The 23,255-nt window shown below is 59.2% G+C and carries 24 protein-coding genes and 3 tRNA genes; 14 read left to right on the forward strand and 13 right to left on the reverse strand.

What is annotated here, in order from left to right:
* Positions 1-15 precede the first annotated feature (15 nt).
* Positions 16-306, forward strand: a complete 291-nt coding sequence (locus tag AACL53_RS07605) for a hypothetical protein (protein WP_339083890.1) — start codon at positions 16-18, stop codon at positions 304-306.
* Between the two features lie 243 nt (positions 307-549).
* A complete protein-coding gene (locus AACL53_RS07610) occupies positions 550-855 on the forward strand; it encodes an ETC complex I subunit (protein ID WP_339083891.1) in 306 nt (101 codons plus the stop codon).
* A 225-nt stretch (positions 856-1,080) separates the two neighbouring features.
* On the opposite strand, the gene AACL53_RS07615 is transcribed toward AACL53_RS07610, so the two are convergent.
* Complete coding sequence (locus AACL53_RS07615; RefSeq protein ID WP_339083892.1) at positions 1,081-2,772, reverse strand: OFA family MFS transporter; 1,692 nt, start codon at positions 2,770-2,772, stop codon at positions 1,081-1,083.
* 258 nt (positions 2,773-3,030) lie between these two features.
* Between AACL53_RS07615 and AACL53_RS07620 the strand changes: the two genes are divergently transcribed.
* A tRNA-Gly gene (locus AACL53_RS07620) sits at positions 3,031-3,104 on the forward strand.
* Positions 3,105-3,255: 151 nt separating this feature from the next.
* Complete coding sequence (locus tag AACL53_RS07625) at positions 3,256-3,573, forward strand: hypothetical protein (RefSeq protein ID WP_339083893.1); 318 nt, start codon at positions 3,256-3,258, stop codon at positions 3,571-3,573.
* A 74-nt stretch (positions 3,574-3,647) separates the two neighbouring features.
* Here the strand turns inward: AACL53_RS07625 and AACL53_RS07630 are convergent, their stop codons facing one another.
* The 6 genes from AACL53_RS07630 to AACL53_RS07655 form a co-directional block, all read right to left on the reverse strand.
* Positions 3,648-3,929 carry a hypothetical protein gene (locus AACL53_RS07630; protein ID WP_092869337.1) on the reverse strand — a complete coding sequence of 94 codons (282 nt, stop codon included), beginning with the start codon at positions 3,927-3,929 and terminating at the stop codon, positions 3,648-3,650.
* Positions 3,930-4,162: 233 nt separating this feature from the next.
* Complete coding sequence (locus AACL53_RS07635; protein WP_339083894.1) at positions 4,163-4,930, reverse strand: creatininase family protein; 768 nt, start codon at positions 4,928-4,930, stop codon at positions 4,163-4,165.
* Between the two features lie 10 nt (positions 4,931-4,940).
* The gene (gene glnT / locus AACL53_RS07640; RefSeq protein WP_339083895.1) at positions 4,941-6,302 is read right to left on the reverse strand and encodes a type III glutamate--ammonia ligase; all 1,362 of its coding nucleotides are present in this window, start codon (positions 6,300-6,302) and stop codon (positions 4,941-4,943) included.
* Positions 6,303-6,411: 109 nt separating this feature from the next.
* Positions 6,412-7,422 carry an ABC transporter substrate-binding protein gene (locus tag AACL53_RS07645; protein WP_339083896.1) on the reverse strand — a complete coding sequence of 337 codons (1,011 nt, stop codon included), beginning with the start codon at positions 7,420-7,422 and terminating at the stop codon, positions 6,412-6,414.
* A gap of 35 nt (positions 7,423-7,457) precedes the next feature.
* Positions 7,458-8,288, reverse strand: coding sequence for an ABC transporter ATP-binding protein (locus tag AACL53_RS07650; protein ID WP_339083897.1), 831 nt, complete (start codon positions 8,286-8,288; stop codon positions 7,458-7,460).
* 4 nt (positions 8,289-8,292) lie between these two features.
* Positions 8,293-9,177, reverse strand: coding sequence for an ABC transporter permease (locus AACL53_RS07655; RefSeq protein WP_339083898.1), 885 nt, complete (start codon positions 9,175-9,177; stop codon positions 8,293-8,295).
* 225 nt (positions 9,178-9,402) lie between these two features.
* Between AACL53_RS07655 and AACL53_RS07660 the strand changes: the two genes are divergently transcribed.
* From AACL53_RS07660 to AACL53_RS07680, 5 genes are all read left to right on the forward strand, one after another.
* Positions 9,403-10,095, forward strand: a complete 693-nt coding sequence (locus tag AACL53_RS07660) for a TetR/AcrR family transcriptional regulator (protein ID WP_339083899.1) — start codon at positions 9,403-9,405, stop codon at positions 10,093-10,095.
* Positions 10,096-10,142: 47 nt separating this feature from the next.
* The gene (locus tag AACL53_RS07665) at positions 10,143-11,048 is read left to right on the forward strand and encodes an MBL fold metallo-hydrolase (RefSeq protein WP_339083900.1); all 906 of its coding nucleotides are present in this window, start codon (positions 10,143-10,145) and stop codon (positions 11,046-11,048) included.
* A gap of 173 nt (positions 11,049-11,221) precedes the next feature.
* The gene (locus AACL53_RS07670; protein WP_339083901.1) at positions 11,222-11,671 is read left to right on the forward strand and encodes a DUF1810 domain-containing protein; all 450 of its coding nucleotides are present in this window, start codon (positions 11,222-11,224) and stop codon (positions 11,669-11,671) included.
* A gap of 504 nt (positions 11,672-12,175) precedes the next feature.
* Entirely contained in the window at positions 12,176-12,622 is a 447-nt protein-coding gene (locus tag AACL53_RS07675) for a cupin domain-containing protein (protein ID WP_339083902.1), read from the forward strand.
* Positions 12,623-12,836: 214 nt separating this feature from the next.
* A complete protein-coding gene (locus AACL53_RS07680; RefSeq protein ID WP_339083903.1) occupies positions 12,837-13,193 on the forward strand; it encodes a heavy metal-binding domain-containing protein in 357 nt (118 codons plus the stop codon).
* Between the two features lie 810 nt (positions 13,194-14,003).
* Here the strand turns inward: AACL53_RS07680 and AACL53_RS07685 are convergent.
* From AACL53_RS07685 to AACL53_RS07700, 4 genes are all read right to left on the reverse strand, one after another.
* Positions 14,004-15,353, reverse strand: coding sequence for a TonB-dependent receptor (locus AACL53_RS07685; protein ID WP_339083904.1), 1,350 nt, complete (start codon positions 15,351-15,353; stop codon positions 14,004-14,006).
* A gap of 10 nt (positions 15,354-15,363) precedes the next feature.
* Positions 15,364-16,584 (reverse strand): TonB-dependent receptor plug domain-containing protein, encoded by a 1,221-nt coding sequence (locus tag AACL53_RS07690; protein WP_339083905.1) that lies wholly within the window; start codon positions 16,582-16,584, stop codon positions 15,364-15,366.
* Positions 16,585-16,907: 323 nt separating this feature from the next.
* Positions 16,908-16,982: transfer RNA gene (locus AACL53_RS07695), tRNA-Thr, on the reverse strand.
* A 208-nt stretch (positions 16,983-17,190) separates the two neighbouring features.
* The gene (locus AACL53_RS07700; RefSeq protein WP_339083906.1) at positions 17,191-17,487 is read right to left on the reverse strand and encodes a hypothetical protein; all 297 of its coding nucleotides are present in this window, start codon (positions 17,485-17,487) and stop codon (positions 17,191-17,193) included.
* A 439-nt stretch (positions 17,488-17,926) separates the two neighbouring features.
* Between AACL53_RS07700 and AACL53_RS07705 the strand changes: the two genes are divergently transcribed.
* Complete coding sequence (locus AACL53_RS07705; protein ID WP_339083907.1) at positions 17,927-18,115, forward strand: hypothetical protein; 189 nt, start codon at positions 17,927-17,929, stop codon at positions 18,113-18,115.
* 11 nt (positions 18,116-18,126) lie between these two features.
* On the opposite strand, the gene AACL53_RS07710 is transcribed toward AACL53_RS07705, so the two are convergent.
* A complete protein-coding gene (locus AACL53_RS07710) occupies positions 18,127-18,963 on the reverse strand; it encodes a WecB/TagA/CpsF family glycosyltransferase (protein ID WP_339083908.1) in 837 nt (278 codons plus the stop codon).
* A 481-nt stretch (positions 18,964-19,444) separates the two neighbouring features.
* On the opposite strand from AACL53_RS07710, the gene AACL53_RS07715 reads away from it, so the two are divergent.
* The 3 genes from AACL53_RS07715 to AACL53_RS07725 all read left to right on the forward strand — a co-directional run bounded on the left by AACL53_RS07715 (position 19,445) and on the right by AACL53_RS07725 (position 21,983).
* Positions 19,445-20,848 (forward strand): exopolysaccharide biosynthesis polyprenyl glycosylphosphotransferase, encoded by a 1,404-nt coding sequence (locus AACL53_RS07715; RefSeq protein ID WP_339083909.1) that lies wholly within the window; start codon positions 19,445-19,447, stop codon positions 20,846-20,848.
* Between the two features lie 164 nt (positions 20,849-21,012).
* Positions 21,013-21,345 (forward strand): hypothetical protein, encoded by a 333-nt coding sequence (locus tag AACL53_RS07720; RefSeq protein WP_339083910.1) that lies wholly within the window; start codon positions 21,013-21,015, stop codon positions 21,343-21,345.
* 311 nt (positions 21,346-21,656) lie between these two features.
* The gene (locus tag AACL53_RS07725; protein WP_339083911.1) at positions 21,657-21,983 is read left to right on the forward strand and encodes a hypothetical protein; all 327 of its coding nucleotides are present in this window, start codon (positions 21,657-21,659) and stop codon (positions 21,981-21,983) included.
* Positions 21,984-22,065: 82 nt separating this feature from the next.
* On the opposite strand, the gene rlmB is transcribed toward AACL53_RS07725, so the two are convergent.
* A complete protein-coding gene (gene rlmB, locus AACL53_RS07730; RefSeq protein ID WP_339083912.1) occupies positions 22,066-22,998 on the reverse strand; it encodes a 23S rRNA (guanosine(2251)-2'-O)-methyltransferase RlmB in 933 nt (310 codons plus the stop codon).
* Between the two features lie 112 nt (positions 22,999-23,110).
* On the opposite strand from rlmB, the gene AACL53_RS07735 reads away from it, so the two are divergent.
* Positions 23,111-23,195: transfer RNA gene (locus AACL53_RS07735), tRNA-Tyr, on the forward strand.
* The last annotated feature ends 60 nt before the right edge of the window (positions 23,196-23,255 follow it).

A 23,255-nucleotide genomic window follows, 5' to 3' on the forward strand; every position in this document is an offset into this window, starting at 1 on the left:
TTGGAGGCACATTTCATGACGATCATCAGCAAGCATAGGGTGTTGGCGATGTTGGTCGCCGTTGCACTGCTTGGCGTCTCACCGGTGTACGCGCAGTCCGTTGAGCAGCAGGAGAAGAACCAGATGAATAATTCGGCGGCTCCTGATGTGCTGCCGGATTCATCGCAGACAGGGCCCAGTCAGTCGATTCCACAACAGGAAAAGAACCAGATGAACAATTCGGCGTCTCCTGATGTGCTGCCGGATTCTTCGCAGACGGGTCCTAGTCAGTCGATCACCACTGAGGAAAAGAACCAGATCAAATAAGCGGGCATCTGAGATCCTCAGCCGAGACGGCTTTTTTCCGGTCCGGGGGCCCTGGAGCGGCAGGATGTCGTCGTCCGAAATTGGGGTCGAAAACCTCAATTCAAAATGCTAAATGGCACATCTGACGTTTGCCAGCCGTCGACCTTCCAAGGTGGGTTCGGCAGGCAAGCGGCAGTCTGGGCCTTTCTCACGTGTTCGTTTGAGGTTGCCCCGGTCAATCGTCGATTTCCATGCGGAGCCACCATGACGGCACGGATCTTCAAGCCCGCCAAGACTGCCATGCAGTCGGGAGAAGCGCGCACTAAGGAGTGGGTGCTCGAGTTCGGACCGGCGAGCCCGCGCGATATTGATCCGCTGATGGGCTGGACGAGTTCTCGCGATATGCAATCGCAGGTACGGCTCGAGTTCGACACCAAGGAAGAGGCGATTGCGTATGCGACGCGCGCCGGGCTTGCCTACACGTTGACGGAGCCGAAGCCGCGCAAGCCGATCCGCAAGGCCTACGCCGATAACTTCCGCTACGGCCGGACGACGAACTGGACGCACTGATGTTTGGCGCCGGCGACTCGCGTTCCGCGAGCCGGCCGCCGGCGCGGCTTTGTGGCGGCTTCTGAGCTAATCAGATTTTTGGCGTTTTCGACGTTTGGCGCCGGCGATTCCGTTGCGCGGAGTCGGCTGCCTGGCGCGGCTACGTGGCGGGCGCTCGAACCAATCAACTTTGATGGCGCATGCAACCTGCCTTCGGTGAGCAGGCCGCACGCGCCAACTAAGCTTCTAGCCAAATAGTGCGACGGTTTTCTGCACCGTGATCCAGATTCCCCAGCCGAGCGGGATCAGGACGAGGAGCCAGAACGGCACGGCCTTCGCATCGATGCCGCCCTTGCCGATGCCGAACGAGCCGGAGGCTTTGGCGCCGCCCTTCTCATGCAGTTTGGCGCGTTCTTCGGCGATCTCGGCGTCCGTCATGTTCCATTTCGCATTAACCGGACGCACGAGCAGGTTGGCGATGAAGCCAACGACCAACAGCCCGGCCAGCACGTAGAATATGGGTCCATAGATCTGATCGGCAGGAATGCCCTCAGCTTGCCGGGTGTCGTGCAGGTAGTTGACGATCACGGGACCCACGATGCCGGCTGTCGACCACGCGGTGAGGAGACGGCCGTGTATGGCGCCGACGAACTGAGTGCCGAACATGTCAGCGAGGTAGGCAGGTATCGTCGCAAAGCCGCCGCCGTACATCGACGCAATGATGCAGAAGCAGGCGACGAAGAGCGCCAGCGACTTCCATTCGGCCGCTTGCGTCGCGAGCGCGTAGAGGGCCGCTCCGAGCACGAAGAAGATGAAGTAAGTCTGCTTCCGGCCGAGCGCGTCCGACGAAGAAGCCCACGCAATTCGCCCGAAGATGTTGAAGAGCGAGATGAGGCCGACGAATCCGGCCGCGACGCCCGCAGCTTGAGCTGCGAGAGCGGCGTCCTTTTTGACATCGGCGAATGCAAGTTCGGGGTGACCGATCAAGGCGCCGCCGAAGGTTTCCTGCAACATGGGAGACGCGGCCCCGATGATGCCGATACCGGCCGAAACGTTGAGGCAGAGCACCAGCCACAAAAGCCAGAACTGGGGCGTCTTGTGCGCGTTGGCGAGATGGACCTGGTTTGACGTGATCATTGCGTTCGTCGACGCCGGCGGGGCCCAGCCTTCCGGCTTCCATCCGGCCGGCGGCAGGCGATAGGCAAACGCTCCGATGAGCATGAACACGGCATAGATGGCGGCCATGACGAGGAACGTCTGCCAGACGCCGGGATCGCTTGCCGTCTTGAAGTGGCTCATGAGAAGCGTGGCGAGCGGCGAGCCGATCATTGCGCCGCCGCCGAAGCCCATGATGGCGAGGCCAGTTGCCATGCCGCGACGGTCGGGGAACCATTTGATCAGCGTCGATACCGGCGAGATGTAACCCAGTCCGAGGCCGACGCCGCCGATGACGCCGGCGCCGAGCCACATCAGCCACAGCTGATGCTGGTGGACGCCGAAGGCGGAAATGACGAGACCGCCGCACCAGCAGATTGCCGCGACGACGCCTGCTTTGCGCGGGCCCGCCCGTTCAAGCCACCCGCCCCAGATAGCGGCGGAGACGCCGAGCAGGACGAAGAAGAATGTGAACATCCAGCCGAGATCGAACTGGCTCCAATTGCAGTCGGTGGCGGAGAGGGCTTTGAGCGTGCCTGCCGCCTTCTCGCTGAAGGTGACTGCACCGGCGGAGCATTCCGGGAGAGGTTTGCCGTCGGCGCCGAGGAGCGCTGATTGCAGCGGCTTCCAAAAAACCGAGAAGCCGTAGGCCATGCCGATGCAGAGATGGATGGCCAGAGCCGCTGGCGGGACGAGCCAGCGATTGAAGCCGGCCTTCGCGACGATACGTTCTCGATCAAGCAAACCGGGAGCGGACGCATCCGCCGGGCTCGTTACTGTCATCGTTGTTCCCCCAAAATTATACGGCAGTTCGTCGCTTCTTTTTTTGCCGCCTTTTTTGCATGGGGGGCGCGACACAATCAACACGGGTCGCGTGCTATTGTGCAAGCCGGAGGCTGAATCTTGTCCGTTATGACAGCGTTTTGCCGTGGCCCTGATGGTAGAGGGCGGTCGGTCAAGGTGTGGTCAACATCGTGGCCCTCGTCAAAGGCCGTTGCGGATCAGAAAAAATTCGCTACAAAACCCGGAATTCGCCGCGGCGCGGGTGTAGCTCAATGGTAGAGCAGCAGCCTTCCAAGCTGAATACGTGGGTTCGATTCCCATCACCCGCTCCAACATCGCCAACATTCTTTCACAAATTCAAAGGCGTATGAGAACCTCAGCTGTTTCGCGGGGCGTCGCGCAAGTGACTACCAAGCTCGCGAAACGCAGAGTACAAGACTTTGGGTACGCCTGAGACTTGAGGCGCGGCTTTCAGAGGGTGACATGGCCAAGTGGCGTCGTCGCAGTCAATCCGTCGGTTCGGCCGAGCGGCGTCCCGTTGCTCTCGACGTTTCCCGCTTCATGAAACTCTGCGCAATGCTCGCCTCTCCCAATGAAGGCGAGCGGTCGTCGGCGGCGTTGAAGGCTTCGGAAATGTTGCAGGCTGCCGACCTGACCTGGGAAGACGTCATCAAGGATTCGAAAGCACTCGCAGAGCATTTGACGCTCACAAAGAGCGACAACGAGGAAGCGCGCGCTCACCGGTTCTGGAAGACGAAAGGTTCGCCCGACCACGCACGCGCGCAATCCGACGCCACGTGATCGCGCCGGCTGGCGCCGGCCAGATTTCCTAATTCGTTCGTCGCTGCGACGTCGTGGATTGGGCGCCGCGGTTTTTATCTCTCGACTTCGAATCCGCGGATCGCCCAGGCGGCGGCCAAGCCGAATAGCCAAAGCGCAATCGGCGGGGCGAAGAGCAATATCGGGACTTCGATGAAATCGCCCCTCGTGCTCAGGCTGCCTTGGACGCCTTCGAGTATAAGGTAGATCGTCCATCCCATGATCCAGCCTGCCGAGATCAGCATCCAGACTCGAAACAGGCCGCGTCTCCAGTTGACGGACACGGATTCGGCCTTGAAATCCGACGCGACCCGGCGAGGAATTCCAAAGTTCGGCATACCACCCTCCTGGTTTCGAAAGGACGAGCCAGCGGCTTTGTTCTTTCGAAGCAATCCGGCCCATTCAGGCGCCTGATGTTGTCATCATCTGAGAGAGAACTCGGCCGCCCACGCGAGGCTAGCATGGCGGAGAAAGCGGCGCACGCCCCTTCAGAAGCGAGGAGGTATGTGGCGGCGGGGGGTGCCCATGTCGCCACTCTCGGCCAATCAAGCCGGGCGATCAATTCGTCCGATCAACTCCTGGCCGGACAGCCGAAATAAGACGCGTCAATCGGCGGCCGCTCGGATTTGCCTCGCTCTATGATCGCGGCAAGGTCTTCGACCATCCAGGTGAAAAGCTCGCGTCCCTGTTCGACGTTCGCGAGGCTCGGTTTTCCCGTGACGCCGTTGAGACTCGTTCTGTTCACCGGGTGTGAAAAGACGAGGCCGTCTGTGCGATCTGGATCATCCGAGCTTGCGATCAAATCGGGCCTCGCGATTTCGGGAGCCGCCGCGAGCATGAGCGACGTCTCGGCGGCGTTCGCGTGCCAGTCGTCACCGTCAGCAAAATGCGCGGCGCGCACCCGGTCGCTGATCGTCGCCGTGTTGATGAGCGCGATCATCATATCGTCGTGCTCGGCTCGAAGCATTTCCAGAGCGCATCTGAGCGGCGCGGCGTTCGTCACGTGACTGTTGACGATGAAGAGCCGCAGCACGCCGCTGTGATAGGCCCAGTCGCCGATCTCCTTCACGATATTGATCAGCGTTATCGGCTGAAGGGCGATCGTACCGGGCCAGCGGCGGCTATGACCGATGGAGCAACCGTAGGGCAGAACGGGGAGCATCGGAACGCTCGTCCGCTCTGCAACTTTCTGGCAGAGACGGTCCGCCAAAACGTAGTCCATGCCTGTGCCGAGATGCGGTCCGTGCTGCTCGGTCGCGCCTACGGGTAGAATTGCCGCGTGGCTGGCATTCGCCAAGTCGCCCGGCAATTCGGTCCAGGTTCTTTCCGCCCAATTCATCGGCGCGCCTTCAGTAGAACTTCAGGTAGCGGGCGCGTTCCCAGTCGGAGACGTGATTGAGGTAGCTCAGCCACTCGTCACGCTTGTAGTCGACCCACGTCTTCTTCATCGCGGCGCCGAACACGGCTTCGCTCAATGGATCGGCGTCGAAGGCGGAGACCGCTTCGTCGAGCGTGCGCGGGAGATGATGGATGCCCATCGCTTTGAGTTCGGCTTCGCTCTTGAGATACATGTTTTCGGTGTGCGGATCGCCCGGATCCATTTCGTTCGTGATGCCTTCCAGACCCGCAGCGAGGACGAGCGCGGCACCGAGATAGGGATTGCAGGCGCTGTCTGCGGCCCGCAACTCGACGCGGCCGCCGCCCTGCGGAATGCGCAGCGTGTTGGTGCGGTTGTTGTTGCCGTAGCAGGCCCAAACCGGCGCCCATGTGAAGCCCGACATCGAACCCTTCAAGACGAGGCGCTTGTAGCTGTTCACGGTCGGCGCAACGACGGCGCAGATCGCGGGGAGATGTTTCATGACGCCGGCGAGGAACTGATAGCCGAGCTTGGAAAGGCCGCAGCCGCGCGGATCGGCCGGATCTGCGAACAGGTTCTTGCCCGTCTTCTTATCCGAGAGCGACATGTTGAAATGCGCGCCGCTGCCTGCGCGGTCCGCGTAGGGCTTCGGCATGAAGGTTGCGAAGCCGCCGTGCTTGCGGGCGATCTCGTGGGCCATGAGACGGAAGAACACGAACTTGTCCGCCATCGAGAGCGCATCGAAATAGCGGAAGTCGATTTCGAACTGTCCGATGCCGTCTTCGTGGTCGAAGCTGTAGACGTCCCAGCCGAGGCCGTTCATGGCGTCGACGAGTTCGCCGATCCAATCCATGTTGTCGAGCGTGCGCGTGACGTCGTAGGCGGGCTTTTCGAGATGCTTGCGATCCGATAGCGGCTTGAACCCGAGCGCTGGGTCGTCTTTCAGCACAAAGAATTCGGCTTCCATGCCGAGGTTCATGCCGTATCCCATGGCGTCGGCTTTTGCGAGCGCGCGCTTCAGGATATTGCGGCTGCACGCTTCGAAGGGTTGGCCCCGGCACCAGAGGTCGCTTGCGAACCAGGCAATGTCGTCCTTCCAGGGAAGGACGGTGCACGAGGCGGCGTCGGGGTGGGCTGCCACTTCTTCGTCGCTCACATCCTGCGGGATGCCTTCGAGAGCGGCGCCCGTGCATAGCTCCGATCCGCCGAGCATCCGGTCGAGGTGCGATACCGGCACAGCCTTGCCCTTCGACACGCCATGCATGTCGACGTAGCTGGCGAGCAGATATTTCACGCCTTTCGATACGAGCTGATCTTCAAGCGGCGTGCGCCCTTTGTTGACGACGGCGTCCATTTTCTTATCGTCTCCGATGTTCGTTTTGGCTTTGAGGGGCGTGTCGAGCCGGCGCGGCAAAGCCGATGGCCATACGTAAGTCGCGCCGGTTCGTTCGTTTGATCGTTCGTTATTTCGCGGCGACGAGGGCGCTGACGAATTTCGCGTCGAAGGTGTCCTCGACCTTCGGCGCCGCCTTGATCTGGTTGCGCTTGATGAGCACGTCAGCGATCAACTTGCCCGACGTGAAGAGCGATTTTGCATCGTCGCGCGGAGCGAAGTATCCGGCCATCTCGGCGACCGGAATATTATAAGCGCCCTTCGCCTGTTCCTTCACGTCATCGACCGATGTCGAGAAGTATTTCGCAACGATCGCGTAGGCTTCGTCGGGATGCTCCTTGAGAAACGCCATTCCGTCGATGTAGCCCTTGATCACGGCATCGACGGTCTTCGGATTTTTGTCGATGTAGTCGGCCGAGAAGTAGAGGACGTCGGTGATCAGACCGGGAGCGGACGCCGACGTGTAGAGCGCGTGATAGCCGCCGTTGGCGTCGAGCTTCAAAATTTTGCTGACGTTGGGTTCGTAGGTCGCTCCCGCAACCGCGCCGCCGATCAAGGCCGCGGCAACGCTTTCGGGTGTCGTGTCGAGGCCTTCGACATCGGCTTCGGTCAAGCCCGCCTGCTGCAAGGCATAAGCGACGAGAAGGTTGTCGCACGTTGCAAATGGGTAGGCGACTTTCTTACCCTTGAGGTCGGCCAACGACTTGATCGACTTCTCGGCGAGGATTGCATCGGCGCCGTTGGAATAGTCGATCGGCATCACGACGCGATAGGCGTTGCCGTTGGCGACGAGATTGATCACCTGATCGTAGGTGTACATCGCGCCTTGAATGCCGCCGCTCTGAAGCGCGGCCGGAATGAGTGCGGGGTCGGCGAAGTCCTTGAGAGCGACTTTGATGCCGTATTTCTCGAACATGTTCTTTTCGGCGGCGACGTAGAATGGCGCATAGCCGATCCAAGCGACCGTCGCGAGGTTGACCTCTTCGGCGCGGGCCGAACTCGCGTGCATGGACGCCATTCCGGCCAACGCCAATGCGCTGCCTATTCCAACAGTCCGTAGCCGTGACAAAAGCCTACGCATGGTCTCTGATACTCCTCCGTTAAGGCCGCCGGGCGTCATGCACCGGCTTCCACGCTTCGCGATGCAGACCTGTCGAGCGACAGGCCAACCGTCTCGCGGATCCGGTCCATCACGGTCCGCTTGAGCTTGAGAAACTTGGGGTCGACGCGCATGTCCGCGTCGCGCTTGTCCGGCAGCGGCACGTCATAGATCGTGTCGATCCGGCCGGGATGCGGTGACATGAGCACCACTTGCGTGCCGAGATAGAGAGCTTCCTCGACGTCGTGGGTCACGAACATGATCGTCGTGCCCTCCTGCTCGACGACGTCCAGTACGAGATCCTGCATGACCTCGCGGGTCTGCGCATCGAGCGCACCGAACGGTTCGTCCATCAGTATGATCGACGGCTTCGACATGAGCGCGCGCGCGATCGCGATGCGCTGACGCATGCCGCCCGAAAGTTGCGAGGGATAAAGATCCTGGGATGCGGATAGGCCGACGAGCGAGATGAGCGACGCCGCGCGCTTTTCTTCAGCGTCGCGCTCGAGCGCGAGATTGTCGTATTTATTGGCGCCGAGACGGCGGCTGAAAAGGACATTCTGTTCAACCGTCAGCCACGGGAAGAGGCTGTAGTCCTGAAACACCATGGCGCGATCGACGCCCGGGCCGTCAATCTCTTTGCCGCCGACGAGAACGATGCCGTCATCGGCGGACTCGAGGCCCGCAACGATCCTCAGGAGCGTTGATTTTCCGCAGCCCGACGCGCCGACGATCGTGACGAACGTTCCGGCTGCTATCGACAGGCTCACGTCGTCGAGGACGAGGTTGCGGCCTCGCTTTCCGTCGAAGCTTTTGAAGACGTGCTTGATCTCGATGGCGTTGGTCATTCGCCTATTGCCTCCGCAGGTAAGGGAAGAGAGCGTGGTGGAGGGCGCGGAGAAGCTGATCCTGGATCAGGCCGAGAAAGCCGATGACGATCAGGCCTGCAAAGATCTTGTCCGTTTGCAGAAAGCGTTGGGCCTTGAGCACCGCGTAGCCGAGGCCGGAGTTGGCGGCGACGATTTCGGCGACCACCAGATACGTCCACGCCCATCCAAGGGTGATGCGGCAGGTCGTCAGAAGTGCCGGTGCGGCGGAGGGCAAGATGACCTTGTACAGAATTTCCCGCCGCGTGCCGCCCATCGTCTGGGCCGCCTCTATCTGCTGCATCGGCACTTTGCGAACGTCATCGGCAAACATCAGCACCATTTGGAAGAAGGTGCCGACGAAGATGATTGCGATTTTCGAATTCTCGCCGACGCCGCACCACAGCATCATCAGTGGAACGAATGCGACGGCCGGCATGTACCGGATGAAATCCATGGCCGGTTCGAGGAACGCTTCGGCCGGTTTGAACGTGCCGGCAACGAGCCCGAGCGGAAGCGCGACAAGGAGAGATGCGAGAAAGCCGAGCGAAACGCGTTGGACACTGATCGTGAGATCGCCGGCGAATCCTTCATTCGCGATCCACGACCAGAAGCGCTTGAGAACGTCGAGCGGCCCCGGCATGAACATTTTCGGCACGATGCCGGCTTCGTTGACGAATGCCCATAAAAGGATCGGCGTGGCAACGCCGAGGAAAGCGTAAAGCGCATATTGGCGGCTCGTCAGTGTGCCGCGCAGAGACCACTGACGCTTTGCTCTGGAGCGTTCGCTTGCAACCTTGGTTGCCGGCTGGGCTTCAAGTTTCAGAGGCGAAGCATCCATCCAAATTGTCCGTGTCGTTGAAACGCTCATCAATCGGGGCTCACGGGCAATTGGTTTGTCTGCTGCCAAAGTTGCGCTTGAGCTTCCCTAATTAAACGTGGGATTAATATCCGGGGGCAAGTGTTTGTGCCGTGTAAAGTGCAGCATTTTCGAACAATCTTTGCACCAGCGCGCACATTCTTGAGGCAGGGCTGACACCGGGCGTTTGAGTTTGATAGGAACGTCGGAATAATTGAGATCGAGGGAGACTCGACGTTGAGCACTGAAAGCAGTTCGCCGGCTACCGCGCGGAAACGTCGGAAACCGGCGTCAAAAGCGCCGAGCCAACAGCGCGTTGTTCGCGCAGGACGTCCGAGATTCGATGTTGCTTCACCCGATGCGGAGAAGAAGATCTGCGCGGTTGCGCTCGATCTTTTTGCCGATCGCGGGTTTTCATTGGTCACGACGAAGGACATCGCAGATGCGACCGGCTTCAATCCCGCGCTGATCTATTATTATTTCGGAAGCAAGGAAGAGCTGTTCCGCCGTGCCGTAACTCTTGCCGTGGAAAGGGCGTTCGAGCAGTTTCGCTTGTCGCGGGAAGGCTTGGAGCGTCCTCGCGACATCATCTACGGGTGGCTCGATATTCACGTGAAGGAGTACAGAACGATATCGAATCTCATCAAGATCGCTATCGACTATGCCAAGATATCGAAACGCAACGTGCGAATCGACGAGGCGATAAGGCGGTTCTATCTTGACGAAAGGGATGTGTTGAAGGCGGCGCTTGCCGCGGGCATTGCGCGGGGCGATTTCCGCAATGTCGATGTCGAAGAGACGGCGAGCTTCATCTCGACTTTTCTCGACGGCGTTTGTGCGCGTGCGATGATACTGAAGGATTTCGACCCGATCGTCGCGATTGGAGAGCTCCGGTCGTTCTTGAATACGCATTTGAAGCGGAAAAAGTGAGCGTTCTGCGCATAGGTAACTCGCTGTTGCATGATGGAGAGGGACCGATGGAGACAGTGCCTGAGACGCTGAGGGTACTGCAACTCGGCAAGAATCTGGTTGCCTTCTATGATGGCCGCGTGCCGGGCAGGCGCTACCATTCGTCTGAGCCGAATTGGCTCGATGACGGCGGTTACGCGCTTGGCATTTGCAGCTATGCGGTTGTCGATGGCGCGTCGGCGGTTGTTTACGATACGCATCTTTCTCTCGCGCATGCACGGGCCATCAGGCAGGAGCTCGAAGCTCGCGGTGTTCGCGATATCCGAGTTGTGCTGAGCCATTGGCATCTGGATCACGTCGCGGGCAACGCAGTTTTTGATGACTGTGAAATTATCGCGTGCGAGGAAACCGCGCGTTTGCTGATCGATAAGAAGAAAGCGATCGAGGACGGAACGCTCGATGGGTTGCCGGGAATATCACCGCTCGTTCTGCCGACGACGACGTTCTCCGGCGGATTTGATTTGAGCTGCGGCGATGTCGGAATCGAATTGCGGCCGCTCGATATTCACAGCCGTGACGGCGTCGCGATGTGCTTGCCAGGAGACGGGACATTGCTCGCCGGGGACACGCTCGAAGATACGGTCACGTATGTCGACGAGCCTGACCGTCTGGTGCAGCATCTTGATGGGCTAGCAGAGCTGGCGACTTGGGATTTCTCGCGCATTCTTCCGAACCACGGTGCGCCCGAACGTATTCTTGGGGCGGGCTACGATGCTGGTTTGATCGACGCGACGCGCATTTATGTCGAACGTCTGATCGCGGCCGGGGAGGACGACCATCTCGCGGTGCTGCCTCTCAAAGCTTTTCTCGCCGAGCCATTGGCGGATGGTGCGATCAGCTATTTCGAACCTTATGAGGCTGTTCATCGGACGAACATTGCGAAGGTTCGGGCGTTAACACGGGCAGGCGGCTGACGCCGGAAGCAAGGTCGGCCGTCTACTTATGTTTCGCGCGTGGATGATCGTCGCGTGCGGGGTTGATGTAGAAAAATGCGAGCTTTTGCAGATCTCCGATAATATTGTCATTATAGAGCCGATTGGAGGAATCCTCGAGCTGCTGTTTGCCATGCTTTCGTTGGGGACCGTAAATGGAGACTCGCGCCGATCCCTTCGACCTCGAACGGTTCGTCAATGCTCAAGCGGACAGTTTCGCGCGTGCGGTCAGGGAGCTCGCAGCCGGCAAAAAGCAGTCGCACTGGATGTGGTACGTTTTTCCGCAGCTGCGCGGGCTCGGCTCAAGCGCTATGTCGGAGAAATTCGGCATTGGAAGTTATGAGGAAGCTTTGGCCTACATTGGCCATCCGGTCCTCGGGCCGCGCCTTGCTCAGGTGACGGCCCTCATGCTCGATCACAGAGACAAATCTCTGATCGATATTCTGGGCACGCCCGACAATCTAAAGTTCCATTCGTCGATGACGCTGTTCGCGTCGGTGACGAGTCACGAGAGTATCTACGCGCGTGCGCTCTATACGTTCTGCAACGGGCCCGACCGAAAGACACTCGCGCTTCTGGGTAAAATAAGCAGAGACGCAGGATGATGAGCAGGCTGAGTGGCGCGGCATCGCTCAGACTCTTCCTAGGGATTGGATTGGACCTCGACAAAATCGCCTGCGCTGTCTGCCACGTAGACCTTGAGATCGGGTCGCTCCCTCGCGATGCGAAGAGCGAGAGGCCGCGCCTCGGCCTGATGGGTTCGATGCTGCTCATCCGACCATAGGGATCATTACCGTTCAATGACGAAGTGGAGGCATCCGCCCAGGCGTTGAGGGATGCCGATAGGTCCGGCGAGAGTTCGAGCTGTTCCGGGGAAAATCTCCGTAAAGGTGCTCGTCCATGGTCGACCAACCCCAAGGCTATTTCGGTCAGGCTCGTTGATCCTCACGTTGACACTTGGCGATCCGAGACGGCAGTGGGGCACGCGGAGCGCGCTCCAATGTTTGCATCAATAGAGAAAGCCCGCTTTTAGATTATCTTTATCACCGCGAGTCTTTCTTGTGTGAAGAGCGATCGTGCGAGAACAGTAGCAAACGCCGGAGGCTGCAATGGGCCGGACCCACCAGCCAGGACAGAGCGAATTCAAAGCGACGCTGCCTGAAGATATCGACTGGAAGCCTTTCGCGGCGTTTCCGTTATCGGTCCGGCTTGCTGTCGTCGTTGGGCAGCCTGCGGAGGCAGCGCCGTACGTGATAAGGGTGAAGGTCCCATCCGGCATAAAGCTGATGCCGCATCGGCATCCGGAGGACCGAGTCTACACGGTCATCTCGGGTATTTTTTACATAGGCCTCGGTGACCAATTCGACGACGACAAGTTGCAAGCCTATCCGCCTGGCAGCGTCGTTGTTCTACCCGGTGACACATCTCACTTTCATTGGGCAAAATCCGGTGAATACGTCACTCAGGTAACGGCCGTCGGTCCGCTGGGTCTGGAATATTTGGATCCCAACGACGATCCACGTAACAGAAGCGATCGTCGAGACGATCGTGATTGATCAACTGCACGGTTGAATTCTGTCTGAAGACAGCGGGTTGGGCCTGCACTCCGGCCTCGCTCGCAGGCGGCTGTTGGTTCCGTTTGCGGCGGAATTTGTGTTTGCCGTGTCACAAGTGCGATCAATCCGTGAGGTGGCGGATCATCCGGAGGCGGCGTCAATTCCGGCCGCCTTATCCTCGTGCTAATTCTTTCCCGGAGAATTTGGGGGGGGAATGATGCGACGCACGTTGGCTGCTGGTTTAGCCGCGACTGGACTGGTTGTTTTTCTTTCCGCGGGATGCGCCGGTCTGGCTTCGATCGGTCAAACCGCGGCTGATAAAATTCAGATTGTCGAGGGCAGCCCATCGCGGAAATACAAGGTCATCAAAGCGCTCGCCGTTTCGATCAAGAAGGGCCATCCACAATACGCCTACGCAGACTCAAACAATGTTCGCTGGGAAATGCAAAAACAGGCGTTGGCCTTGGGCGCCGATGCCGTAATCAACGTCAAGTACGATGACGCACCAATGGGGCTGTGGGACTGGGGCAGCGTGAGTGGGACGGGCTTGGCCGTGAAGTATCTAGAATAGGAAACCTACCAGCGGGGCGGTTGGTTTGTCTGGAGCTTTCAGATCAGCCAAAAGGGGATATCTAAAAAGATACCCCCTGTCTGCAATATAGACACGTGCCGAAATATTAATACAGTATGCTGATTGCTGTAATGCCTCGTGCTGTCACGTTCAACTGACAAACTGTCAACTTCTGTGGATAACTTTGCCGGGTTCGATCCTTCTGCTGTTAAAGTGGACCAACGGCTTCTCAATTGAGAAACATACACGAAGCAGCGAGGTTGCTCGATAGCGCGGAGCTCGCCGAGTAACCGGCGTCTTTGCTCCGGTTATCATCCGAGGCTCCGAGATTTAAGCCGGCCACTATCGGGTGGCCGACCTTGATGTCTCAGTTCGCGGGCGGCGAAGCGTAGACCAACGGTACATTTAGAGACCGTACGGCTTCGCAGAAATCGACGGTGGCTGTGTCGCGAGCGAACTCAATCACAACGGTATCAATTTTCTTCCGTCGCAGCAGCGTCAATGCAGCGGCATAGGTGTTGAAGACGTGGGCTGTGGCTCCGTTATCGAGAAGCGCGTTTCTGATGTGGGGAACGCAGCCAGGCGTAGACACGATAATTACGGAGGTGGTTGGGAGAGACATTGAATGGGCTACCTTTAAATCAATTAAACACTAAATATTCTCGCGCCGAACCATCCCCCCTCACGCCACATCAAACGACATTTTCGTGTAGCATTTGCGACAAGCGAGGTTGTGGTGATGATGCGTCGCACGCTGATTAACTCCTGCGTTGGCCACGCATCACCTTCATCGGAATTCTGGACGCGACCCTAAAACTTGAGCTTCATGCCGCCGTAAGCCGCGAATGGCATTGCGGGGACGATGGTTCGTGCGTCGGTGAAATCGATCGTGCCGAGAGAGGCTTCGGAGCCTTCCTCCGTGTCGAAATAGTTTCCGAAAGTTCCGTAGTGGTGGTCGAAGAGATTGTTGATCAACCCATAAATCTGGATGTGATTGGTGATGTCATATGACGTGTGAAGGTTGACCTGCGCATATCCTGCCAGTGGTTTGTTCAGGTTCGACTCGTCACCGAAGAAGACCTGATCGCTTGCCGCGACGAGGTCCGAACCGAATTTCCATTTCGGCGTCAGCCAATAATCAAACCCCGCTTTGAAGCGGTGGCGAGGTACGCCAGGGAGCCTGTCGCCCGGACGCACATTGATGCAGTTCTCGGTCGCATCGCCGGAGCAGGGCACAACGTCGGGTGATGGGTTGTTCGGCGACGCGAGTTCCAGCGACGACTGAAATGTCGGATCGATGAACGCATAGTTTGCATAGAGGAACAGTCGCTGCGTCTGGTAGCTGATCGAAGCTTCAATGCCTTGACGCAGCGTGTCGCCGGCATTTTGGAAGAAGCCACGTCCGGACGTCGGGGAGGCAACGCTAATGATATCGTCTTGATTGAGCGTTCTGAAGAGTCCGAAGCTCCAGTCGATCTTGTCGGTCCTCAGCGCGTTTGACGTTTCGCCGCGGAATCCGACTTCGCCCGTACGCGACACCACCTGTTTCAGCGGAGGATCGCCGGTAAGGAAGCTCTCGATGAGGCATGGATTGTCAGGGTCGGCGCAAGCAAGTTCTGCCGGCGTCGGTGCGCGGTTAGCCTCGGCGTAGCTCGTGTAAAAGGTCAGCCCTTTTGACAGCTGGTAGGTTAGGCCGCCCATTGGGTTGAAGCGCTGATACGTATGCGACCCGTTCAAGAACGGATCGTCGCCGGTTTTGTCTTCCAAAGTCACTCTTGCGAAATTATAGCGTCCGCCGACAGTCAGGCTGAGCCGATCAGTGACGTCAAAGGTATCGGTGAAATAGACGCCGTAATAATCGTTGGTCGTCGTCAGACTGCGTGGCGAGATATCATCCGGCCCCGTCAAGTCGATGCCAAGAGGCGAGATGGTGAAGTCCGGTCCGAATGCGCCAAGGCTACTCCTTGCCCCGTAAGCGACATGACCGTGATCGATGCTGCCGCCGATCAGGAACTGGTTGTTGTGGTCGAAAAGCTTTGCTTTTTCGACAGCCTGCAGCGACCCGCCGAAACTGTCGGCATTTTGAGATGTCCGATCCAGCGATCCCAACGGAGCGCCGCCGCCGACGGACGAAGGCACCGGACCGCTTGTGGAGGTCAACGGTTCGCCATCAAGACAAAGAACGTTGCCGCACGCCTCCAACTCCAAAATATTGCCGTCGGTATGGGCCTGCTGGAAATGGCGGTAATACGGCGACGCCGGAGAACGTGAGCGTATTCGTTGCCTTCACGGACCCATTGATCGAGACCATCTCCATGTCGTTCTGGGTGGTCTGCGGATTGGTATAGACGCGATTCCAGCCCTCATCGAGCAATTCAACGGGCGCAGCTGTTACAGCGCCAACGAAGTTATCGGCGCCAGTGAAATTGACATGGAACTCGGCCTCACGATTCTTGAATCCGAGGTCGGCGTACATGCGGTGAACTTCGGCGGGTGAAAATTGGCGCCAGCCGTTGTCATTGATGTCCTCGGCCGCAATGAACATGGCCCAGTTGCCGCTTTGCGCGCCGGCCGCTCCCGAGCCTTGGATGCGCCCGAACGAACCGCCGCGAACGTCGAATTCCGCGCCCTGGAAATTGAAGCCGTCTCGCATGTCGACGCTGATCGCACCGCCGATGGCGTTCAATCCGAACACCGGGTTGCTGCCCATCACCGTCATGCTGGAAACGGCGTTCGATGGCAGGAAATCCCAATTGACGATGTCGCCGAACGCCTCGTTGATGCGGACGCCGTTTTGATAGACGGCTAAGCCTTGCGGCACACCGTTGACAGGCGAGGATGAAAATCCACGATATTGCACATCGGTTTGAAACTCATTGCCCTGCAGGTCGCTGACGATCACGCCAGGCACGCGTGCTTGCAAAACGTCCTGAGCGGTCACCGCGCCAGTGCGTTGAATATCCGCTGCCGTCGTGCTGGCGACGCCGTTCGGAACTTTTTCGAGAGGAATTTCGCTTCCCACGACAGGGGACATCTTTATCTGAGATGGCTCAGCCGCTTCGATCGCGGCTGGGCTTGGCGGAGGCAGTGGCGTGGTCGGCTCGCTCTTTGGTTTGGCGGCCTGCTTGACGGGCTTGGGTTGGGCTTTGGGTTGTTGCTGAATCACTTCCACATCCGGCAACGTCGTGCCCGGAGCGGCGGCTTGTCCTGGCGTTGTCGATTGCGAAGCCGGTGATCCGGCCGATGGCGCTTGTGCGGGGGGCGTCTGGCTGCTCGGAGGATTGGCGGTCGTCGTTGCCCCGCCAGTGTCTTGAGCCAGAACGGCGGATGATCCGAACATCACGCATGCGAGCGCCACTGCTGGCGCCATGGTGACCATGCGCGTTGACATCAACGACCCCCTGCTCCAGGAGCCGTATCACTGGACCATTGCCTCGGCAGTGACCCGGCAATCGCGACTCTTGTTCCCAGTATCAGGAAAAGTTCTTGAGCATATTAGGTCAATCTTCCCGGCACCCTGCAGAACTTGTTCCGATTGAAGGTGTTGCGGAATTGCTACTTTCGAGCCGATGCAGGAAAACGGCTGATGTTAATCGGGAAAAAATCCCGACAGAACGAACGTCAGCCGTTCAGCGTACGACGACGCAAATCGCACTCGTCGGTTCAAAGCCATTTTCGGCAATTTCGGAGAGCAGCCTGAATTATTGAAATCACTGGTGCCGGCTGTAGGATTTGAACCTACGACCCCCTGATTACAAATCAGGTGCACTACCACTGTGCTAAGCCGGCTTGCCAACGTTACGGCGTCGCCCGGGCGGGCGCGTCATTTTGGCTGCGTCGTGTCAGGAGATGTCTGACGTCGCGCAGGCGCTTGATACTCGACGGGGAGGGTGGTGTGCAAGCGCCCTGCCGCATCTCCGGTGACGCGGGCCGATCGGACAAAAAAAGAAGCAGAGATCGCTCTCTGCTTCCTCTGCTTACCGTTGGAAGCGAGCCCTCACGGGCACCACCAGACCGGTCCGATCGCCATGCAACCACGACGGCTCCAGTCGCCAGGGCGCTTGTTATAGCGATGCCACCCATGGGGAGGACCCTTGCGGTGCCGCTTATGATAGTAGGGCTTTTTCCCGTAATTTTTGCCGTGAACGTTTCCGTGATCGTTCCGGTAGTCGACGTGCTGGATCGCAGTTGAAGCTGCGACATGTGCAGGTGCACCTACTGTGATTGCCGATGCAGATGTCGCCGAAATTATCGACGCAGCCACCGCCGACAGCGCGATGCTTTTGATACCCAAGGTTGTTCTCCCGATTTCCACATAACGAACCTGCCTCAACGCGCTAGGTTCTCTTTGGTTCCGTTATGAACCTGACTGACGCCATACGGGATACGTGCGCGGAATATCAACTCATTCCGAATTGGACACTGACGCAGAGCATCATTCTTGGCGTCGACTATGAGCACATCGATTTCAACAGCATCGAATCGAACCCATCGCTGTCGGCAATCGCCCCATTCGACCGAAGAAGAATTTTGCCGCGAACCAGATCGATCAGTTCGGCGAAATCGGCACAGCCGCGCTTTTAGAGCGGCAAAGCAGGCGGATTGCAATTGCGGAGGGGCCGCTTGCCGAAGAAAATCAAGCGGTTGTGCGATGCTTTGCTTCCTGTTCAGACCGGCAGTGCGAAGCTAGTTCGGAACGTGGTACAATCAAGCTGACGAGAGGAGGTAAGGGCATGCAGTTCACCGTGGGTTTCAAGTCGGAAGGAAAGCTCGGGCATGTCCTCATCGACGGTGACGATGCCCTCGTGGCCGCGCTCAAACTGAAGGCCAAGTGTCCAGCGGCGACCATCATGTATGTACGGCCGCGAAACCGGCGCGGGGACAATCGTCATCCGCCGTTGCCAGCTCTTTCGCCGAACTGATTTAGATCAGATCACGCTCCGGATCTCTGCCGCGGAAGGCGCCGTCCGGCGATGACGAGGCCCGCGAGCACGATTGCGCATTCGATGTATCGCTTCGCAAGGCGGCGCGGGTTCGTCGCTAGCCTCCAGATCCATTCGAAGCCGAGTTTGCGGAACAGTTTTGGCGCCCGTACTTGCGCGCCAGCAAGGAAGTCGAGGGACGCTCCTGCGCAGACCATGCCGCACGCCAATCCTTTGGCGCGGGCGCGTGCGGAAAAGATTTCCTGCTTCGGCGCGCCGAGGGCGACAATGCAGATGCGGGCTCCCGACCTTCTAATGGCTTCGATAGCGCGGTCAGCCTCCGCGCCCTCCGGATCGAATGCGCGAGAGGGAGATAGCATGCCTGCGATTTTCAGAAGTCCGTCGGTATGGTCGGCGATTTCGTGCGCGGCCTTCGCCAGGACATCTTCCGTCGAACCAAAAAGAAATACGGGCAGATGTGTGTCTGCGGCCGCATCGAGCAACGGCAAGAGCATGTCGGAGCCGGTGGCGCGAACGATGCTGCGGTCTTGCATGCGCGCGAGCCAAGCGACCGGCGCTCCGTCGGCCGTGACGATGTCCGCCTCGCGATAAGCCAGGCGAAATCGTTCGTTGCTGCGAAGTTTCACGAGATGATCGAGATTCAAAGTGAAGACGGTGAAGGCTTCTCTCGCTTTCGCTCGCTTGATGACCGCGGCAATCGCCGTATCCATGTCGGGCGTGTTGATCGGCCAGCCGCCAACGTGTGCGAGGGGCGGGCTCGGCGGTTCTGCGATGCGCTCGGATTGCAGATCCACCAATGCGCGGGCGGCGGTATTCTTCTGTTGCACTTCGTATCTCTGATCCGGCTGTCATGTCCCTGAGGGCAGTGCCGGAGCAATTCCCGTGCCTCGCGAAAACCGGGCGCGGTCGGCGGGGATCGCGGAGCCGATCTGTTCCATTTTGTTGCCGGTCGTCCCGATATTGCACGGCATGCGCGCCGCGCTTCCAAACGCTCCGTCCGAGGAGCGCTCGTTGAAAGAGCCGAGTGCCGTGATGTTTTCCGGGACGCCCGCGCAATCCGGTTAAGAGCCGCATAAACCTCTCGCAATAGACGGATTTCACGAGGTTTTTTGGCACTTTGATGTTTCTGCAACCATTGAGCTGCTGCGGACTTCATCGGGCATTGCTCGAAGGGAAACCGCATGCCGCGCCGCAACGGCCCGGCAAATGCATTGTTGTCATGCGGCGGGACGTTTGGCTTTGCCTGCCGGTGTGACAGGACGCTTCTCAGTGCTTGGAACTGTTCGACAACTTGCTTCGCCGAACCTCATGAGGTTCTCGCGATTTGCTCTGACGCAATCGGGTTTCCGTGCGGCAGCTTTTTTAACCGAGCTTGCCGGCATCGTGCTGATCGCGATCGCGACCGGGATGTCCTACGACTGGGTGGTCAATGGCGAGGCCGGCTTCGGCCAAACTTACGCGGCGGCCGGGATCCTCGCGGGGCTCGGCTACAGTCTGGCGTTTCTCATTCGCGACGAATACGCCATCGAGGTGCTGCTGGAGGGACGACGTAGCCCTGGGCGCGTTTTTCTGACGTGGAGCCTCGTGTTCATTGGTCTCGCGGTCATCGGTTTTCTGACGAACAGCACGAAAGAGTTTTCGCACGGGTGGCTGGCTGTCTTTTTCGTATCGGGGCTTGCCAGTGTGCTGTTGTTCAATTCGGCGCTCAGCCGCGCCGCGGTTCACATCATGTCGCGCGGCTGGATTCGCTGGCGGAAGGTGATGATCGTGGCGACGGACAGCGACGTCTCCGCGCTCGAAAGAGAGATCAACGGCGCTGCGGCGGGGTTCTGGGTCATCGCGCGGACGACTGTTCCCAATCTTGCGCAAGAGCCCAATGAGATCGACGCCGTTCTGGATGCGGCCATCGCAAAGGCGCGAATGCTCGGCGTCGAAGACGTCATCATTTCGCACGAGCTCGTGCGCAGCCAGTTCCTGGAGCGGGCCGTCAATGCTTTCAGTGTTCTGCCCGTCGCTCTCCACTTGAGCACGAGCGGCTTCGTGCGCGGGTTCAAGGACGCACGCATCGAGCGTTTCGGCGAAACCACGACCATCTCTTTGACAAGGCCACCCCTCGGACCGCTGGAAGCTGCCACGAAGCGCTGGTTCGATATGGTGGCTGCGGGTGTCGCGCTCACTCTTCTCAGCCCGCTGTTCGCGGTGATCGCGGTCCTGATCAAGTTGGATAGCCGTGGACCGGTGTTCTTCAAACAGCGGCGGCGCGGATACAACACCGCGGAATTCCAGATCTGGAAGTTTCGTACGATGACGTCTCTCGACGACGGCGACGTGATCGTTCAGGCGACGGAAAACGATGGTCGCGTGACGGCTCTCGGGAATATCCTGAGGCGGACGTCTCTCGACGAGCTTCCCCAGCTCATCAATGTTCTCAAGGGCGAAATGTCGCTCGTCGGTCCGCGGCCGCATGCCGTCGCGCACGACCGCTATTTCGAGAGACATATCGAACGCTACCCCAGGCGGCTGAACGTGAAGCCCGGCATCACGGGATGGGCGCAGGTCAATGGCTTCCGCGGCGAGACCCGCACGGAGGAGGCGATGCGGCAGCGCGTCGATCACGATCTCTATTACATCGACAATTGTTCGGTTGGTTTCGACCTCTACATTCTCTTGCTCACGTTGATCTCGCCGAAGGCCAAGCGCAACGCGCGGTAGTTTCGGGGGTCTTGCAGAGATGTAACGGGGGCGGCGGATTCCGCACTGCGGAGACTTCGGCGGATGGTCTTCAACCGATCTTAAGATACTCTGGGCAACGATTCTCGGACCTTTTGCGTAGTGTTCCGCGAAGGCAGCTGGAACCCACAGGGGGAGGTCACCCAATGCGCTTTAAATCCTTGATGGCGCTCGCCGCGCTTGTTGCGGCTACTGCAGTGCCGACTGGCGAGGTGGCGGCGTGGGGTTTGGACAGCCCCGATCTTCGGCCGCACGTCTACCGTCCCAATCCGGCGCTTGAGAACTATTACTCGTATTATTACGATCCGCGCGGCTACTATCCCTATTACAACTCCGGCGAGTGGGGTCCCCCCATCATCAAGCGCTTCAAGGGGCCGTTGCCGCCCTATTACGCCTCCTGGGGCGCGCCGAACCGGCGGTATCATCACGTCGAATGGCATCGCTTGCACTACCGTGGCCATCGTCGCGGCGACTGGTAATCTCGCTCGGTTGGCGCCCGCTAATCCGCTGCGCGGACCCAGCCGCCGGCTTGGCCTTGGGTCGACATCGTCAGATCCCATGAGCATTTGAAGCGCCCGGTCCGAGTTCGAACTGGGCGTTTTCGTCTGTGTCTGTTGGGTTCTTATTTTGTGACGTTCCGGCCCCATTGATTTACCGCGAAAGCATGCGTGGGTGCTCGTGCGGAGTATTCGCAGTGCTCGTTCAGAACATGTTCATTGGTATTTTGAGAATATCCCCCTGCTAGCGGGACATGCAGGCGTTCGAGTAATTTGGTGAGGGGATACAACCCATGATGAAAAGAATTGGTAACGCGATGATGGCGCTTGCCGTCGCGACTTCAATGATGCTTGCCGTCGCTCCAGAGGCGCAGGCTCGCCGGGGCTCAGGCGTTGGCGTTGGTGTCGCTGCCGGCATCATTGGCCTTGGCATTCTGGGCGCCGCTGCGGCTTCCCGTGATTATGACCGCCGCTATTATTCGCGCTATGACGAGGGCCGTTGCTACCGTGGCCGCGAAGAGTGCCGCTGGTCCGGGCGCCGGTGCTTTGAAAACGACTTCGGCGATACGGTCTGCCGCGGCGGACGATATCTCTGCGAACGGCCGCTGATCTGCGATTAGGCCGGATCAGTTCGGTTGAGAATTAGCGGCTGGCGCGGGAACGCGCCGGCCGTTTTCATTTTTGAGCTTTCATTTTCGGCTTTTATTTCTTCCGGGCGAGCAGCGCCGTGTGAAGTGCTATCGCGGCCGCGTTCGAGACGTTGAGGCTGGCGAGCGTATCGTCGGTCGTGATGTGGGCGAGGCTGTCGCAGGTCTTGCGGGTCAGCTCGCGTAGCCCTTTGCCTTCAGAGCCCATCACCAGCGCCGTCGGCTGTGACCAGTCGAGGGTCTCGATGCGTTGCTCGCCGCCGCTGTCGAGGCCGATGACGGCGAAGCCCGCCTCCTTCAGCTCAGCGAGAGCCTGCGAGAGATTGGCGACGAGGGCGACGGGAACGAGTTCGAGCGCGCCGGACGCGGACTTGGCGAGTACCCCGTTGAGGGGAGGGCTATGCCGGCGCGTCATGACCAGGCCACTGGCACCGAAGACGGCCGACGACCTCAAGATTGCGCCGACGTTGTGCGGGTCCGTCACCTGATCGAGAACGATGAGGGGGCGTCCGCCTGCGGCTTCGGCGAGATCGTGCCAGTCGGGCTCGGGCAGCGGGTCGACGTCGATGGCGGCCCCCTGGTGGACGGTATCGGCGCCCAGGAGCTTATCGAGGTCACGCGGTGACACACGCTCGATCGGCAGTTCGATCTTGCCGACGGCCTCCAGGAGGCGGCGCTCGGCGTTTTCGGTCAAAAGCGCGCGCAGGACCTTGCGCGCTGGGTTCTTCAGCGCCGCTTCGACCGCATGGAGCCCGAACAGCCGAATCGGGCCGTCCTCGTTCTCAGTGTGGCCGCGGGCGTACCCTCGATCGTTTCCTCGGCTATTTTCTGGCCGTCCGCCGGGGCGAGATGAAAAGTCGCTCGAGCGCTTCTTATCGCGCCACGGCTTGTTGAATCGTGGTTTCTGCAGGGCTTGCCTCGAAAAATTAATCGCTATCGGCCCGCTCGGGATACCCAGTTCGGCAACGGGATGGGGGCCGAAGCGCACATTGCCGCTTTTCCGATTGACATGAAAGGCCCCCATGAAGATAACGCGGAGCGAAGGCCCTGCCCGGTTGGCAGGGCGCTTTCATTTCTACGGCCGCGAAATACCGGCCTGGGGAGAGGTGCCCGAGTGGCTAAAGGGGACGGACTGTAAATCCGTTGGCTTCGCCTACGCTGGTTCGAATCCAGCCCTCTCCACCAACCTCCCATCTGCCCGTATCCGCAGGCGTCCAAAAGATTACTGAAAATCTGCAGCTTGTC

Origin of the sequence: Hyphomicrobium sp. ghe19 (assembly GCF_902712875.1) — a bacterium.
Lineage (GTDB): Bacteria > Pseudomonadota > Alphaproteobacteria > Rhizobiales > Hyphomicrobiaceae > Hyphomicrobium_B.

Coding starts and splice junctions, on each gene's coding strand:
- AACL53_RS07625 (WP_339083893.1), top strand. CDS start 3,256: ATGGCCAAGTGGCGTCGTCGCAGTCAATCCGTCGGTTCGGCCGAGCGG.
- glnT (WP_339083895.1), bottom strand. CDS start 6,302: ATGGACGCCGTCGTCAACAAAGGGCGCACGCCGCTTGAAGATCAGCTC.
- AACL53_RS07630 (WP_092869337.1), bottom strand. CDS start 3,929: ATGCCGAACTTTGGAATTCCTCGCCGGGTCGCGTCGGATTTCAAGGCC.
- AACL53_RS07615 (WP_339083892.1), bottom strand. CDS start 2,772: ATGACAGTAACGAGCCCGGCGGATGCGTCCGCTCCCGGTTTGCTTGAT.
- AACL53_RS07690 (WP_339083905.1), bottom strand. CDS start 16,584: ATGTCAACGCGCATGGTCACCATGGCGCCAGCAGTGGCGCTCGCATGC.
- AACL53_RS07715 (WP_339083909.1), top strand. CDS start 19,445: ATGAGGTTCTCGCGATTTGCTCTGACGCAATCGGGTTTCCGTGCGGCA.
- AACL53_RS07675 (WP_339083902.1), top strand. CDS start 12,176: ATGGGCCGGACCCACCAGCCAGGACAGAGCGAATTCAAAGCGACGCTG.
- AACL53_RS07720 (WP_339083910.1), top strand. CDS start 21,013: ATGCGCTTTAAATCCTTGATGGCGCTCGCCGCGCTTGTTGCGGCTACT.
- AACL53_RS07725 (WP_339083911.1), top strand. CDS start 21,657: ATGATGAAAAGAATTGGTAACGCGATGATGGCGCTTGCCGTCGCGACT.
- AACL53_RS07665 (WP_339083900.1), top strand. CDS start 10,143: ATGGAGACAGTGCCTGAGACGCTGAGGGTACTGCAACTCGGCAAGAAT.
- AACL53_RS07610 (WP_339083891.1), top strand. CDS start 550: ATGACGGCACGGATCTTCAAGCCCGCCAAGACTGCCATGCAGTCGGGA.
- AACL53_RS07645 (WP_339083896.1), bottom strand. CDS start 7,422: ATGCGTAGGCTTTTGTCACGGCTACGGACTGTTGGAATAGGCAGCGCA.
- AACL53_RS07605 (WP_339083890.1), top strand. CDS start 16: ATGACGATCATCAGCAAGCATAGGGTGTTGGCGATGTTGGTCGCCGTT.
- AACL53_RS07655 (WP_339083898.1), bottom strand. CDS start 9,177: ATGAGCGTTTCAACGACACGGACAATTTGGATGGATGCTTCGCCTCTG.
- AACL53_RS07705 (WP_339083907.1), top strand. CDS start 17,927: ATGCAGTTCACCGTGGGTTTCAAGTCGGAAGGAAAGCTCGGGCATGTC.
- AACL53_RS07680 (WP_339083903.1), top strand. CDS start 12,837: ATGATGCGACGCACGTTGGCTGCTGGTTTAGCCGCGACTGGACTGGTT.
- AACL53_RS07670 (WP_339083901.1), top strand. CDS start 11,222: ATGGAGACTCGCGCCGATCCCTTCGACCTCGAACGGTTCGTCAATGCT.
- AACL53_RS07650 (WP_339083897.1), bottom strand. CDS start 8,288: ATGACCAACGCCATCGAGATCAAGCACGTCTTCAAAAGCTTCGACGGA.
- AACL53_RS07635 (WP_339083894.1), bottom strand. CDS start 4,930: ATGAATTGGGCGGAAAGAACCTGGACCGAATTGCCGGGCGACTTGGCG.